Below are 14,373 nucleotides of genomic sequence, written 5' to 3'. Positions count from 1 at the left end.
AATCATGAGCAATATCTCTTCCGAACAATTTGTCAGCAGCGTTCAGCCCACCCTTCCCGGCCAGCCTGAACATCCCGGAGTGTGGCCCGCAGAGGAGCTGCACTGCGCCACCATCAAAGCGCGCATTGATGCTTTTCAGCAGTGGCTGGGGCAGGTGTTTGACGCCGGGATCTCGGCCGAGCAGTTAATTGAGGCGCGCACCGAATTTATCGATCAGCTGTTGCAGCGCTTGTGGCTGCAATATGGCTTTGGCGATGCGGGCGATACCGCGCTGGTGGCCGTTGGCGGTTATGGCCGCGGCGAGCTGCATCCCTTATCCGATATCGATCTGCTGATCCTCAGCCGCAATAAGCTGCCGGATGAGCAGGCGCAAAAGATCGGCGAACTGCTGACCCTGCTTTGGGATGTGAAGCTGGAGGTGGGTCACAGCGTGCGTACGCTGGATGAGTGTCTGCAGGAGGGGTTATCGGATCTTACTGTCGCCACTAACCTTATCGAATCACGCCTGCTGGTCGGCGATGTCGCGCTGTTTCTGGAACTGCAAAAACATATCTTCAGCGACAGTTTCTGGCCGTCGGAGACCTTCTTCCCGGCGAAAGTGGTGGAGCAGAACGAGCGCCATCAGCGCTATCACGGCACCAGCTATAACCTCGAGCCCGATATTAAAAGCAGCCCGGGCGGCCTGCGCGATATTCATACCTTACAGTGGGTCGCGCGCCGCCATTTTGGGGCCACCTCGCTTAATGAGATGGTCGGCTTCGGCTTTCTGACCGAAGCGGAACGCAACGAGCTGAATGAGTGCCTGCATCTGCTGTGGCGCATTCGCTTCGCCCTGCATCTGGAAGTGACGCGCTACGATAACCGCCTGCTATTCGATCGCCAGCTCAGCGTGGCGCAGCGTCTCAACTATGTCGGCGACGGCAATCAGCCCGTTGAGCATATGATGAAGGATTTCTTCCGGGTCACGCGCCGCGTGTCGGAACTTAACCATATGCTGCTGCAACTCTTTGATGAGGCGATTCTGGCCCTGACGCCTGATGAAAAGCCGCGCCCAATCGATGATGAGTTTCAGCTGCGCGGTACGCTTATCGATCTGCGCGATGAGACGCTGTTTATCCGCGAGCCGCAGGCAATTTTACGCATGTTCTCGATTATGGTGCGTAACAGCGCCATTACCGGCATCTACTCCACCACCCTGCGTCACCTGCGCCATGCGCGCCGACATTTAACCCAGCCGCTCTGCTACATTCCGGAAGCGCGCACAATTTTCCTCAGCATGCTGCGCCATCCGGGCGCGGTAAGCCGTGGTCTGTTGCCGATGCACCGCCACAGCGTGTTGTGGGCCTATATGCCGCAGTGGTCGCATATTGTCGGCCAGATGCAGTTCGACCTTTTTCATGCCTATACCGTCGATGAGCACACCATTCGCGTATTGCTGAAGCTGGAGAGTTTTGCTAAAGAGGAGACGCGCAGCAAGCACCCGCTCTGCGTAGAGCTCTGGCCGCGCCTGACGCACCCGGAGCTGATTCTGATTGCGGCGTTGTTTCACGATATCGCCAAAGGGCGCGGCGGCGACCACTCGGTGCTGGGCGCGCAGGATGTGCTGAAGTTCGCTGAACTTCACGGCCTGAATTCGCGCGAAACGCAGCTGGTCGCCTGGCTGGTGCGCCACCATCTGCTGATGTCGGTCACCGCCCAGCGCCGTGATATTCAGGATCCGGAGGTGATTAAGCAGTTTGCCGAAGAGGTGCAAACAGAGAACCGCCTGCGCTTCCTGGTCTGCCTGACGGTTGCCGATATCTGCGCGACCAATGAAACGTTATGGAATAGCTGGAAGCAGAGCCTGTTGCGCGAACTCTATTTCGCCACTGAAAAACAGCTGCGCCGTGGGATGCAGAACACGCCGGATATGCGCGAGCGCGTGCGCCACCACCAGTTGCAGGCGCTGGCGCTGCTGCGCATGGACAATATTAATGAGGAGCGGCTGCACCAGATTTGGGCGCGCTGTCGTGCTAACTACTTTGTCCGCCACAGCCCAAACCAGCTCGCCTGGCACGCGCGCCATCTGCTGCAACACGATCTGACCAAGCCGCTGATCCTGTTGAGCCCGCAGGCGACGCGCGGCGGAACCGAGATCTTTATCTGGAGCCCGGACCGCCCCTATCTCTTTGCCGCCGTCTGCGCCGAGCTGGATCGCCGCAATCTCAGCGTCCATGACGCGCAGGTCTTTACCACCCGCGACGGCATGGCGATGGATACCTTTATTGTGCTGGAGCCGGACGGCAGCCCGCTCTCTGCCGATCGCCACGAGGCGATCTGCTTCGGGCTGAAGCAGGCGATCACCCAGCATACCTGGCAGCCGCCGCAGCCGCGTCGTCAACCGGCCAAGCTGCGCCACTTTACCGTCGATACCGAAGTGAACTTCCTGCCGACCCATACGGACAGAAAATCGTTCCTGGAGTTGATTGCCCTTGACCAGCCAGGGCTGCTGGCGCGGGTCGGGCAGATTTTTGCCGACCTTGGAATTTCGCTGCACGGCGCAAGAATTACAACCATTGGCGAGCGAGTAGAAGATTTATTCATAATCGCTACCGCCGACCGGCGTGGCCTTAATAATGCGCTGCAAAAGGAGGTACAACAACGGTTGACAGAGGCCCTCAATCCAAACGATAAAGGGTGATTATTTTTTTACACAAGATGGAAAGAGTTTAACAATGCAGCAGTTACAGAACGTTATTGAAGCCGCTTTCGAGCGCCGCGCAGAAATTACCCCGGCCAATGTCGATACCGTGACCCGTGAAGCGGTCAACCAGGTTATCGCCCTGCTTGACTCCGGCGCGCTGCGTGTCGCAGAAAAAATCGACGGCCAGTGGGTCACCCACCAGTGGCTGAAAAAAGCGGTTCTGCTCTCTTTCCGCATTAACGATAACCAGGTTATCGACGGTGCGGAGAGCCGCTACTTCGATAAAGTGCCGATGAAGTTCGCTGATTACGACGAAGCGCGTTTCCAGAAAGAGGGTTTCCGCGTGGTGCCGCCAGCGGCAGTGCGCCAGGGCGCGTATATCGCTCGTAACACGGTATTGATGCCTTCTTATGTGAATATCGGCGCTTACGTTGATGAAGGCTCTATGGTTGATACCTGGGCAACCGTCGGCTCCTGCGCGCAGATCGGTAAAAACGTTCACCTCTCCGGCGGCGTGGGTATCGGCGGCGTACTGGAACCACTGCAGGCAAATCCGACTATTATTGAAGATAACTGTTTCATCGGCGCGCGCTCCGAAGTGGTTGAGGGCGTGATCGTTGAAGAGGGTTCGGTTATCTCGATGGGTGTTTATATTGGTCAAAGCACCCGTATTTACGACCGCGAAACGGGCGAAGTGCATTATGGCCGCGTACCGGCAGGCTCAGTGGTGGTTTCAGGTAACCTGCCGTCGAAAGATGGTAAATACAGCCTCTACTGTGCGGTTATCGTGAAAAAAGTAGATGCGAAAACCCGCGGCAAAGTCGGCATTAACGAACTGCTGCGCACCATCGACTAAGCCTTTTCCCTCTCCCGGTTCGGGAGAGGGTGATATATCCCGCCTTTTTTGCATACGTCAGTGGCGAAAATAGATTTTTTCGTTAATTATTCATAGGTTATGTTGAGCTTAAGGGTCCGCTATGTACGACAATCTTAAAAGTTTAGGCATTACCAATCCAGATGAAATCGATCGCTATAGCCTCCGCCAGGAAGCGAATAACGACATCCTGAAAATCTATTTTCATAAAGACCGGGGCGAGTTCTTCGCCAAGAGCGTCAAGTTCAAATATCCGCGTCAGCGCAAAACCGTGGTCGCCGATGGCGTAGGCCAGGGTTACAAAGAGGTGCAGGAGATCAGCCCTAACCTGCGTTACGTGATTGATGAGCTGGATCAAATCTGCCAGCGCGATCGCACTGAAGTGGATTTGAAGCGTAAGATCCTTGACGATCTGCGCCATCTCGAAAGCGTTGTGACCAACAAGATCAGTGAAATCGAATCGGATCTTGAGAAGCTGACGCGCGGGAAATAAGTTTTTTCAGCCGCCATCTGGCCTGTTAAGCCTGATGGCGGCTTTGCCCCGTTACTGAGCCATCCCAAACCGGCACGATCATGTAGGCCGGATAAGCGCAGCGCCATCCGGCAAAAAAGCAGCGCGTAGGCCAGACAAGCGCCTCACCCATATCAAACCGGCACGATCGCGTAGGCCGGATAAGCGCAGCGCCATCCGGCAAAAAGCAGCGCCCAGGCCAGATAAGCACCTCACCCCTATCAAACCGGCACGAGCGCGTAGGCCGGATAAGCGCAGCGTCATCCGGCACAAAAACCACGATTAATGCTGCTCATCCAGCTGCAACGCCACATAGAGCAACAGCCTGTCGTCAAAATTCCCCAAATCCAGCCCGGTCAGCTCCGAAATACGATTCAGGCGATACTCCAGCGTATTGCGATGGATAAATAGCGCCTTTGACGTCGCCAGCGGCTGCACATTGTGGCGAAACCACGCCGTCAGCGTGCGGCGCAGCAAACCATTATTATCCATCGCTTTCAGCCGCGTTAACGGGCGCGCCAGCTCATTGGCCTGCCAGCCGCCGCGCAGGCTGTCGAGCAGCACCGGCAGCATCAAATCCTGATAGAAATAGCTGCGGCTCTCCGGCATCCGCTGTTTACCCACCATCATGGTAGTTCGCGCCGTGCGATAAGAGCGCGCAATGCTGCCGGGGCCGGTAAAGTAGTTGCCCAACGCGACGCGAAAACGCAGCTGACCATTCTCTTTCATCCGCGTAATCAGCTGCTCGACGCGCTTGCGGTGATCTTCTGCATCCCAGCGGCCAAACGGGTTCAGCGCCGGTTTCAGCACCACCATTTCGGTCAGCGAGACGATGGCGATAAGATTATTGCGCTCCGGCGTGGTCAGGGCGTTTTGTAGCTGCTGAAGTTCCGCCATTGCGCTGTCGACGCCCAGCTGGCCGCTATCGACCTCCACCACCGCCACCACGCGCGGCTGATTAAGATCGATACCTAAACGCTGCGCCCATTCGGTCAGCGCTGGCGTGTGCTCCTCTGCCTGAATCAGGTTCATCACCAGCTCTTCGCGCAGGCGGCTATCCTGCGCCAGCAGATGCATCAGCCGCGACTGCTCCAGCATCATCTCCGCCGTCATACAGACCAGCTCGCCATATTTACGCAACGTTTCGGGCTCGCCAGTCAGGCCGATGACGCCGACAATCTCCCCTTCGAGGCGCAGTGGCAAGTTGATGCCCTGGCGCACGCCGTGCAGATGGCGCGCCACCGCATCGTCGATATCCACCACCCGTCCCTGCGACAGCACCAGCAGCGCGCCTTCGTGCAATTCACCAATACGCTCACGATCGCCGCTGCCAATAATCCGCCCACGCGCATCCATCACGTTAATGTTTGTATCGATGATACGCATGGTACGCGCCACGATATCCTGTGCCATTTTGGTATCAAGATGCCAGCCAGCCATGTAACCCTCCCCGGTGCAGAGGCCAAGCATATGGCAGAAAATTGACCCGCGCATTGTGCGGATGCACAAAGCGGCAGCGAGAAGTGTGGAGTTGTGGAAGGGTTCACAAAAAGGGCGGGAAGCCCCTCTTCCCCGCTGCGGAGAAGAGGGTTTTACAGAGGATTACTGCATCAGCAGGTAGATAGAGGTGTCGCCGCGCTGGATGTTCAGCGCCAGCACCGACGGTTTGCTGTCGAGAATTTTGCGCAGTTCAGCAATGTTTTTCACCGGCTGCTGGTTCGCGCCGAGGATCACATCACCTTTTTTCAGGCCGATTTGTGCCGCCGGGCTATTCGGTTTCACCGCATTCACCACCACGCCGCCATCTTTGCCTTTGTTGCTCATCTCCGCCCCTTCGATACCGCTGAAGATGGTGCTGGATTCAACCTGGTTCTGGCTGCTCTGCTGCAGTTCAAGGGTCACGTTGACCGGTTTGCCGTCGCGCAGCATCCCCAGCGCCACTTTGCTGCCAATCGGCATTGAGCCGACTTCTGCGCGCAGCGCCGCAAAGCTGCTGATCGGTTTACCGTTGAGGGTGGTAATCACGTCACCCGCTTTGACGCCCGCTTTCGCAGCGGCAGAGTTCGGCATTACCTGGCTGACAAATGCCCCGCGCTGGGCATCGACTTTCATCGCTTTCGCCAGCTCAGAGTTCAGCTCGGTGCCCATAATACCCAGTTCGCCACGGCGCACCTGGCCGTACTGCACCATCTGGCTGGTGAGGTTTTTCACCATATTGCTCGGGATAGCAAAGCCGATACCGATGTTGCCGCCGTCCGGCGCGAGAATGGCGGTGTTAATCCCAATCAGCTCGCCGTTGAGGTTAACCAGCGCGCCGCCGGAGTTACCGCGGTTAATGGCGGCATCGGTCTGAATAAAGTTTTCATAGTTTTCCGCGTTCAGGCCGCTTCGGCCAAGCGCCGAGACAATCCCGGAGGTGACGGTTTCGCCAAGGCCAAACGGGTTACCAATCGCCACCGTGTAGTCGCCGACGCGCAGCGCATCGGAGTCTGCAAGCTTAATGGCGGTAAGGTTTTTCGGATCCTGAATCTGGATCAGCGCGATATCGGAGCGCGGATCTTTGCCCACCACTTTGGCGTCAAATTTGCGCCCGTCGCTGAGCTGCACTTTGATGGTGCTGGCATTGTCGACCACGTGGTTGTTGGTGACGACGTAGCCTTTCGCTGCGTCAATGATTACGCCAGAGCCCAGCGCCATAAATTTTTGCTGCTGGCCGCCGCCACCCTGCCCATCCGGGCCACCGCCGCCCTGGCAGAAGGGGGAGCTCTGGAACGGCGAACCATCCTGGCAGAAGGGTGAGTTATCACCAAAGAATTGCTGGAAGTTGCGCGGCATGCGCGGTGTATTCACCGTGGTGCTGCCTTCAACGTTAATACTTACGACTGACGGCATAACCTTTTCCAGCATCGGTGCGAGGCTTGGCATCTGCTGCGATGTTGCGGTGGTTGACGAGGCTGTTTCTGCTGCCGTCGCAGACAGAGGAGACAGCGCAAAACTTAAACTTAAAGCCAGTGCACTCATTGCTAACGTCGTTTTTTTCATCTCTCTCAATCTCTTTTCTGATTAACGCGAACTGCTGTGTATGTGTCACTCAGAGTCGATTTATAGCGTGAAGTTCAGGCCTTAAGCCTCTGGAAAAAGTAAAAAAATATTGTCGTTCTTTACAATTCAGCGGGATTATTCCACCGCCATTAAACGACGATATTCATCCCATGAATAAAGATCCGTCATTCCGCTAATATAGTCCTGAATTAATCGACAACGGTGATAATACTCCAGCACCGAATAGTCTTCGTCATCGGGCAATAATTTGCTTACCGCTTCGACGTAGGCTAACCGGTGGCGCGTCGACAGTTTCTGAAACAGGCGCGATTCAATTGGGAAACGGCGCAGACGCTCTTTTTCCACCAGCTCGGTAAAGTCCGCCAGCGATAATTGCAACAAGGGTCGATAAATTTCCAGCAGCCCACTGATAACGCGGTAGCCCTGTAACTCCAGCTGCTCCACGTCGGGGTGGCTGAATACCTGTTTAATGGCGACGTTTTTATATAATTCAAGCAGCTGGCTGAAACTGCTGTCATCTTCCAGCAGCGCGTGGTTGAATTCACCGCTAAAGATTTGCGGCAGGTTGTCAATAAAGCGCTGAGCGGCATAGGGCACCAGCTTATTAAGCGTGTTGACGCGCAAATACATAAAGAATTGATCTTCGGCGCTGCGGCTCATCGAATTAGCGCGCGATTTATCCCACGCATTTTCGACAACCTGAGCAAACAGCGATCCCTTTTCATGCTCGCCCCACGCCTCATAAAGATGCTGATAAAGCTGCTCGGCGGAAAATATTCGCTTCTCAACCGCATCTTCGAGATCGGCCACGCAGTAGGAGATGTCATCCGCGGCTTCCATTATCCAGGTCAATGGAAAACGGCTATAGGTATCGAGGTTTAACTCTTTACGCAGCCGCTCAACGTACGCCTCTTCGGAGAAATAGTAGCCGGGCTTTTTCATTAAATAGCTGTGGGAGGCGGGCGGGTCACCGACCCACCACGCAGGACGGGTATATTTTAAAATACAGCCGACCTGCGCCCAGGTCAGATTCATACGCATCAAGGTATGCACCATGCGAATACCCTGCGCGTTCCCTTCGAAGTGGCTTAAGTCGTGGCGCACTTTACTGCGCAGCGCGTTGAGCGTCCCCTCCCCTTCACGCAGGCGCAGAGCCATCACTTCGCAGCGATCTTCAGCCAGAGGCTCGCCGAGGGCATCATCCGGTGCCAGGCGCTGGCGGAACCAGTCATTAATCGCCGCTTCACCAAAGTGGCCGAACGGCGGGTTGCCGATGTCGTGCATCAGGCAGGCCATTTCGACAATGCTCTCAAATGGCCCGGTTAACTCATCCAGGCCATACTTTTCCAGCAGGCGCTGCTCTTTCAGGCGGCTTAAAATCTCTTTGGCGATATAGCGCCCGACCTGCTGAACTTCCATAGAGTGCGTTAAACGGGTGCGAACCGCCGCGTTACGCTCAAGAGGAAAGACCTGGGTTTTCTGCTGCAAACGCCGGATGGCGGCGGAGTTGATGATACGTCCGCGATCGCTTTCGAAGATGCGCAGGATCTCATGTTCGGTTTTCACGCCCTGCGGCGAGCGATACCGGCGATGCCAGTTGATCTTGTTGCGAAAATCGATGTCGTCCATTTCCTCTCCTCTACGCAGGCGCACGGGGTGTCATGCAATTGTGTATGCCATGATAGACTATGCCCTGTAAACCTATTCCTGCCTTATCACATTAGCGAGTATCTCCATGAAAATTGGCATCATTGGTGCAATGGAAGAAGAAGTTACGCTGTTGCGTGACAAAATCGAAAACCGTCAGACGCTGAATATTGGCGGAAGCGAAATTTACACCGGTACGCTGAATGGCACAGACGTGGCCCTGCTCAAGTCCGGCATTGGCAAAGTTGCCGCCGCGATGGGTGCCACCCTGCTGCTGGAGCACTGCAAGCCGGATGTGATTATCAATACCGGCTCCGCAGGCGGCCTGGCACCGACCCTGAAAGTGGGCGATATCGTGGTCTCTGATGAAGCGCGTTATCACGATGCCGACGTCACCGCTTTTGGCTATGAGTATGGTCAGTTGCCGGGCTGCCCGGCGGGCTTTAAAGCCGATGAGAAGCTGGTGCTGGCGGCAGAAGCCTGCATCGGTGAGCTGAACCTGAACGCGGTGCGTGGGCTGATTGTCAGCGGCGATGCGTTCATCAACGGCTCCGTTGGCCTGGCAAAAATTCGCCACAACTTCCCGCAGGCGGTTGCCGTTGAGATGGAAGCGACCGCTATCGCTCACGTTTGCCACAACTTTGGCGTGCCGTTTGTGGTGGTTCGCGCCATCTCCGACGTGGCGGACCAGCAGTCTCACCTGAGCTTTGATGAGTTCCTGGTGGTGGCGGCAAAACAGTCCAGCCTGATGGTTGAAACCCTGGTGCAGAAACTGGCACGTGGGTAATCCCCTTTTCAGGGCTCTCGCCGCCCTGCTTCTATTTCTGCCGGCGTGGCTCTTCGCTGCGCCGCGCGTTATTTCGCTCTCTCCGGCCAATACCGAACTGGCTTTCGCCGCCGGAATCACACCCGTCGCCGTCAGCAGTTACTCAGATTATCCCCCCGCCGCCGCGCAGATTGAGCAGGTTGCCAGCTGGCAAGGGATAAACCTCGAACGCATCCTCGCCCTGAAGCCTGACGTGGTGCTGGCCTGGCGCGGAGGTAACCCGGAGCGTCAGGTCGATCAGCTGAAAAAGTTTGGTATCCGCGTGATGTGGATCGATGCCATCTCCATTGAAGAGGTCGCGCAGACGCTGCGCCAGCTTGCCCCTTATAGCCCGCAGCCCGCGCAGGCTGAGCAGGCTGCGCAACAGTTGATGAGCGCGTATGAGACGTTAAAGTCCCGCTACGCAGCACAGCCGAAAAAACGCGTCTTTATGCAGTTTGGCACGCAGCCGCTCTTTACCAGCGGCAAAGGTTCGATTCAACACCAGGTGGTGGAGTTGTGCGGCGGGGAGAATATCTTTGCCGAAAGCCGCGTGCCCTGGCCGCAGGTGAGCCGTGAACAGGTGCTGGCACGCCATCCGCAGGCAATTATCCTCGCAGGTGAAGAGAAGGCGCAAACGCGCGTGAAACAGTTCTGGGGCGACCAGCTGAATGTGCCAATTATTTCTCTGCATGATGACTGGTTTGAACGGGCGAGCCCGCGTATTATCCTCGCCGCTCAACAACTCTGTTCTGCCCTTGCGCAGGTGAAATAACCGGGGAATGAACCATGCTGGTCTACTGGCTGGATATTATCGGCACCGCCGTTTTCGCCATCTCAGGCGTTCTGCTTGCCGGAAAGTTGCGGATGGACCCTTTCGGTGTGCTGGTGCTGGGCGTGGTGACCGCGGTCGGCGGTGGCACTATTCGCGATATGGCGCTGGCGCACGGGCCGGTCTTCTGGGTGAAAGATCCCACCGATCTGGTGGTGGCGATGGTCACCTGCATGTTAACCATTATTTTAGTGCGCCAGCCGCGCCGTTTACCGAAGTGGATATTGCCGGTGCTGGATGCGGTTGGCCTGGCGGTGTTTGTCGGTATTGGCGTCAATAAAGCGTTTCTCGCCGGCACCGGGCCGCTGGTGGCGATCTGTATGGGCGTGGTAACGGGCGTCGGCGGCGGCATTATTCGTGATGTGCTGGCGCGTGAAATACCGATGATCCTGCGCACGGAAATTTACGCCACGGCCTGTATTGCGGGTGGCATCGTCCATGCTACGGCGTTCTACGTTTTTGCCGTGCCGCTGGAGTCAGCGAGTATGGTGGGAATGGTCGTCACGCTGGTGATTCGCCTGGCGGCGATCCGCTGGCACCTGAAGCTGCCAACCTTTGCGCTGGATGAAGCGGGGCGTTAAAAGCAGCGTAAATGCCGGGATCGCCCGGCATTTCACGTAATCAGATGCTGAACGACGAACCGCAGCCGCAGGTGCTGGTCGCGTTCGGGTTAGTCACCACGAAGCGGGAACCTTCCAGACCTTCGGTGTAATCCACCGAACCGCCCACCAGGTATTGCAGGCTCATCGGGTCAACCACCAGGCCAACGCCCTGCTTCTCAATGGTCATATCGCCGTCGTTAATCTGATCGTCAAAGGTAAAACCGTACTGGAAGCCGCTGCAACCACCACCGGTGATGTAGACACGCAGTTTCAGATTAGGGTTCTCTTCGTCCGCGATCAGGCTTTTTACTTTATTGGCTGCTGCGTCGGTAAACTGCAGCGGCAGCGCTACGTCATCACTCATGTCTTGCTCCCGTTAATACGTCGACCTGGGCAAATATTGACCCGATCATGGCGGCTATTATCCATTAGGGTAGTAAATCGTTCAAGTATTCTCCCGCGGCAGCGCACGGTCAGCGGCGGCCTCCTGCCTGGCAAGTGTACGTGCCAGGATGGCGGAATAGAGCGGTTTACCGCCCAAAAACTGGGCTAACAGTGTCGCACCAAGGCAGGTAATGATCATTGGCAAAATAAGCTGATAATTGTCAGTCATTTCCAAAACTAGCACAATTCCGGTCAATGGCGCGCGCAGCGAAGCGGCAAGTAACGCCCCCATTCCGGCAACGGCAAAGGTCGCTGCATCAAGCTGATAATGGGGAAAAATCGCCATGCTCGCCGCGCCGAAAGCCATGCCGAGCACCGTACCTAACGACAGCATCGGCGCAAAAATCCCGCCCGGCGCGCCGGAGCTAAAGCAGAGCAGCGTCATCGCCACGCGGATCAGAAAAATAAACAGCAGCGCGCTAACACCATAATTCCCGGCAGACGCGATAGGGATCAGCGCAAAACCGCCGCCGGAGAGCGCGGGTGCCATCAGGCCGAGCACGCCGCAGGTTCCACCAATCAGGCCACCTATCAGCACCCATTTTCCGGTCTTCCCGCCGTGCAGGCGCTGAAACAGATCCTGGGTACGCAGCACCAGCGTGTTAAACAGCGGGCCGATACAGCCAAACACCATACCCAGCAGCAGATAGAGCCACAGGGTGTTTACCGGCGCGTTACTCAACTTACCGACATCAATCACCGCCGCTTCGCCGTTGAACAGGCGAAAGACGATGCTCGACATAATGACGCCGGTAAAGACGGCTTTGATGGAGATAAGGTTGTAGTGAAACTGCGAGCGCATCTCCTCAATGATAAAGAGAATGCCCGCCAGCGGCGCGTTAAAGGCCGCAGAGAGCCCCGCCGCCGCGCCGGTCGCCAGCAGAGTGTGGCGCGCTTCGCCACTGCGTAGACGGAAGAGATCGCACACCATCCGCCCGACGTTGCCACCAATCTGCACCGTTGGCCCTTCACGCCCGAGCACCATGCCCGCGCCCAGCGTGCCCATGCCGCCGAAAAACTTCACCGGCAGCACGCGCCACCAGCGCACCGGGCGCAGATCTTCCAGCGCGCCTTCGATCTCCGGAATCCCGGAGCCGCCCGCTTCCGGCGCGAAGCGGCGTACCAGAAAGTAGCCAATCATCGCCAGCAGTGCCGAGGCGATAAACGCCAGCGGCCAGACGACAGCGCTGTTCGCCACCTGCGCCAGCGCACCAATGCGCAGGTTGATCACCGCGTTAACCGCCTTTTCAAAGGCGACGCCAACCAGCCCGGTAAGCGTTCCCGCCACGGCCGCCACCACAAGGATCGCCAGCGGCGTTTTATCACGTTGCAGCATGCGGCGCAGAATATCTCTGCGTCGGCGTCGTTCAACCTGCTGCTGTTCAAATGAGGGAGTGTTTTCTGACATTGGCTCTGATACGTCATACAAAAGGAGTATTGTAGCCACCCGTTGCCGCCGCGTCGCGGGCAAAATCCCTGCAAAATATGTCGTTCTTCCCGGCAAAACTTTCATCCGCTTCCGGTAATCACATAGAATGAGCGGCAACGATTTTTTCCAGCAACCAGGAATGAAAGCATGAGTAAGTCTGAAAACCTCTTTAATACAGCGCGACAGCTTATCCCTGGCGGGGTCAATTCACCGGTACGCGCCTTCACCGGCGTTGGCGGTACGCCGCTGTTTATCGAGCGGGCTGACGGAGCTTATCTGTACGATGCCGACGGCAAAGCCTATATCGACTACGTCGGCTCCTGGGGACCGATGGTGCTGGGCCACAACCATCCGGCGATCCGCAATGCGGTGATTGAAGCGGCCAGCCGCGGCCTGAGCTTCGGCGCGCCGACCGAGATGGAAGTGAAAATGGCGGAGCTGGTGACCGAACTGGTTCCGACCATGGATATGGTGCGTATGGTTAACTCCGGCACCGAAGCGACGATGAGCGCCATCCGCCTTGCGCGCGGTTTTACCCATCGCGACAAAATCATCAAATTTGAGGGCTGCTATCACGGCCACGCCGACTGCCTGCTGGTGAAAGCGGGCTCCGGCGCGTTAACCCTCGGTCAGCCGAACTCACCCGGTGTACCGGCGGATTTCGCTAAACACACCCTCACCTGCACCTATAACGATCTCGACTCGGTGCGCGCGGCGTTCGAGCAGTATCCGCAGGATATCGCCTGTATCATCGTTGAGCCGGTCGCAGGCAACATGAACTGTGTACCGCCGCTGCCGGAGTTCCTGCCGGGCCTGCGTGCGCTATGCGATGAGTTTGGCGCGCTGCTGATTATCGATGAAGTGATGACCGGTTTCCGCGTCGCGCTGGCGGGCGCACAGGCTTACTACGATGTGGTACCGGATCTGACCTGCCTTGGCAAAATCATCGGTGGTGGGATGCCGGTAGGTGCCTTCGGCGGTCGCCGCGACGTGATGGAAGCGCTGGCACCGACCGGGCCGGTCTACCAGGCGGGCACCCTCTCCGGTAACCCGATTGCGATGGCCGCGGGCTTCGCCTGTCTGAACGAAGTGGCGCAGCCGGGCATTCACTCTACCCTGACCGATCTGACGACTCGCCTGGCGGAAGGTCTGCTGAACGCCGCGCAGGAAGCGGGTATTGGGCTGGTGGTGAACCATGTCGGCGGGATGTTCGGTCTCTTCTTTACCGACGCGCAGAGCGTGACCAGCTATCAGGATGTGGTGAAGTGCGACGTTGAGCGCTTTAAGCGCTTCTTCCACCTGATGCTGGAGGAAGGGGTTTACCTGGCACCGTCCGCGTTTGAAGCGGGCTTTATGTCCGTTGCCCACAGCGTTGAAGATATCGATAACACCATCGACGCCGCAAAGCGCGCTTTCGCGAAGCTGTAATGCCCTGCTGATATCGAGGAAATGCCGGATGGCGTTACGCTTATCCGGCCTACAA

12 protein-coding genes are annotated in these 14,373 nt (G+C 57.1%); 7 read left to right on the top strand and 5 right to left on the bottom strand.

The genetic code is table 11. From position 1 onward, the window contains the following. Positions 1-4 precede the first annotated feature (4 nt). From glnD to ACWPW2_RS02880, 3 genes are all read left to right on the top strand, one after another. Positions 5-2,680, top strand: coding sequence for a bifunctional uridylyltransferase/uridylyl-removing protein GlnD (gene glnD, locus ACWPW2_RS02890; RefSeq protein ID WP_454121567.1), 2,676 nt, complete (start codon positions 5-7; stop codon positions 2,678-2,680). 34 nt (positions 2,681-2,714) lie between these two features. Then, the gene (dapD, locus tag ACWPW2_RS02885) at positions 2,715-3,539 is read left to right on the top strand and encodes a 2,3,4,5-tetrahydropyridine-2,6-dicarboxylate N-succinyltransferase (protein WP_023480482.1); all 825 of its coding nucleotides are present in this window, start codon (positions 2,715-2,717) and stop codon (positions 3,537-3,539) included. A 121-nt stretch (positions 3,540-3,660) separates the two neighbouring features. After that, on the top strand, positions 3,661-4,050 hold the full coding sequence (locus ACWPW2_RS02880; protein WP_023480393.1) for a DUF3461 family protein: 390 nt from the start codon (positions 3,661-3,663) through the stop codon (positions 4,048-4,050). 300 nt (positions 4,051-4,350) lie between these two features. Here ACWPW2_RS02880 and cdaR read toward each other — a convergent pair whose 3' ends face one another. From cdaR to dgt, 3 genes are all read right to left on the bottom strand, one after another. Further along, positions 4,351-5,508, bottom strand: a complete 1,158-nt coding sequence (cdaR, locus tag ACWPW2_RS02875) for a DNA-binding transcriptional regulator CdaR (RefSeq protein ID WP_023480257.1) — start codon at positions 5,506-5,508, stop codon at positions 4,351-4,353. A gap of 162 nt (positions 5,509-5,670) precedes the next feature. Continuing rightward, positions 5,671-7,110 (bottom strand): serine endoprotease DegP, encoded by a 1,440-nt coding sequence (gene degP / locus ACWPW2_RS02870; protein ID WP_023480254.1) that lies wholly within the window; start codon positions 7,108-7,110, stop codon positions 5,671-5,673. A 135-nt stretch (positions 7,111-7,245) separates the two neighbouring features. Next, a complete protein-coding gene (gene dgt, locus ACWPW2_RS02865; RefSeq protein ID WP_454121566.1) occupies positions 7,246-8,760 on the bottom strand; it encodes a dGTPase in 1,515 nt (504 codons plus the stop codon). A gap of 106 nt (positions 8,761-8,866) precedes the next feature. On the opposite strand from dgt, the gene mtnN reads away from it, so the two are divergent. Genes mtnN through ACWPW2_RS02850 form a run of 3 tightly spaced genes read left to right on the top strand, consistent with a single transcriptional unit; the run spans position 8,867 to position 10,996 of the window. After that, positions 8,867-9,565 (top strand): 5'-methylthioadenosine/S-adenosylhomocysteine nucleosidase, encoded by a 699-nt coding sequence (gene mtnN / locus ACWPW2_RS02860; protein ID WP_042711574.1) that lies wholly within the window; start codon positions 8,867-8,869, stop codon positions 9,563-9,565. Beyond that, positions 9,558-10,358 (top strand): vitamin B12 ABC transporter substrate-binding protein BtuF, encoded by an 801-nt coding sequence (gene btuF, locus ACWPW2_RS02855; RefSeq protein WP_270221331.1) that lies wholly within the window; start codon positions 9,558-9,560, stop codon positions 10,356-10,358. Before mtnN ends, btuF begins: the two co-directional genes overlap by 8 nt. 14 nt (positions 10,359-10,372) lie before the next feature. After that, entirely contained in the window at positions 10,373-10,996 is a 624-nt protein-coding gene (locus ACWPW2_RS02850) for a TRIC cation channel family protein (RefSeq protein WP_023480298.1), read from the top strand. Between the two features lie 40 nt (positions 10,997-11,036). On the opposite strand, the gene erpA is transcribed toward ACWPW2_RS02850, so the two are convergent. Both erpA and clcA read right to left on the bottom strand, forming a co-directional pair. Then, positions 11,037-11,381 (bottom strand): iron-sulfur cluster insertion protein ErpA, encoded by a 345-nt coding sequence (gene erpA / locus ACWPW2_RS02845; RefSeq protein ID WP_023480429.1) that lies wholly within the window; start codon positions 11,379-11,381, stop codon positions 11,037-11,039. Between the two features lie 81 nt (positions 11,382-11,462). Next, positions 11,463-12,869 (bottom strand): H(+)/Cl(-) exchange transporter ClcA, encoded by a 1,407-nt coding sequence (clcA, locus tag ACWPW2_RS02840; RefSeq protein ID WP_454121565.1) that lies wholly within the window; start codon positions 12,867-12,869, stop codon positions 11,463-11,465. A gap of 168 nt (positions 12,870-13,037) precedes the next feature. Between clcA and hemL the strand changes: the two genes are divergently transcribed. Next, positions 13,038-14,318 (top strand): glutamate-1-semialdehyde 2,1-aminomutase, encoded by a 1,281-nt coding sequence (gene hemL / locus ACWPW2_RS02835; RefSeq protein WP_042711954.1) that lies wholly within the window; start codon positions 13,038-13,040, stop codon positions 14,316-14,318. Positions 14,319-14,373: the final 55 nt, after the last annotated feature.

Source organism: Kosakonia sp. Marseille-Q7440 (genome assembly GCF_965119485.1).
The sequence above is the reverse complement of the archived record's forward strand: the minus strand, read 5'-3'. Positions and strand labels throughout refer to the sequence as shown.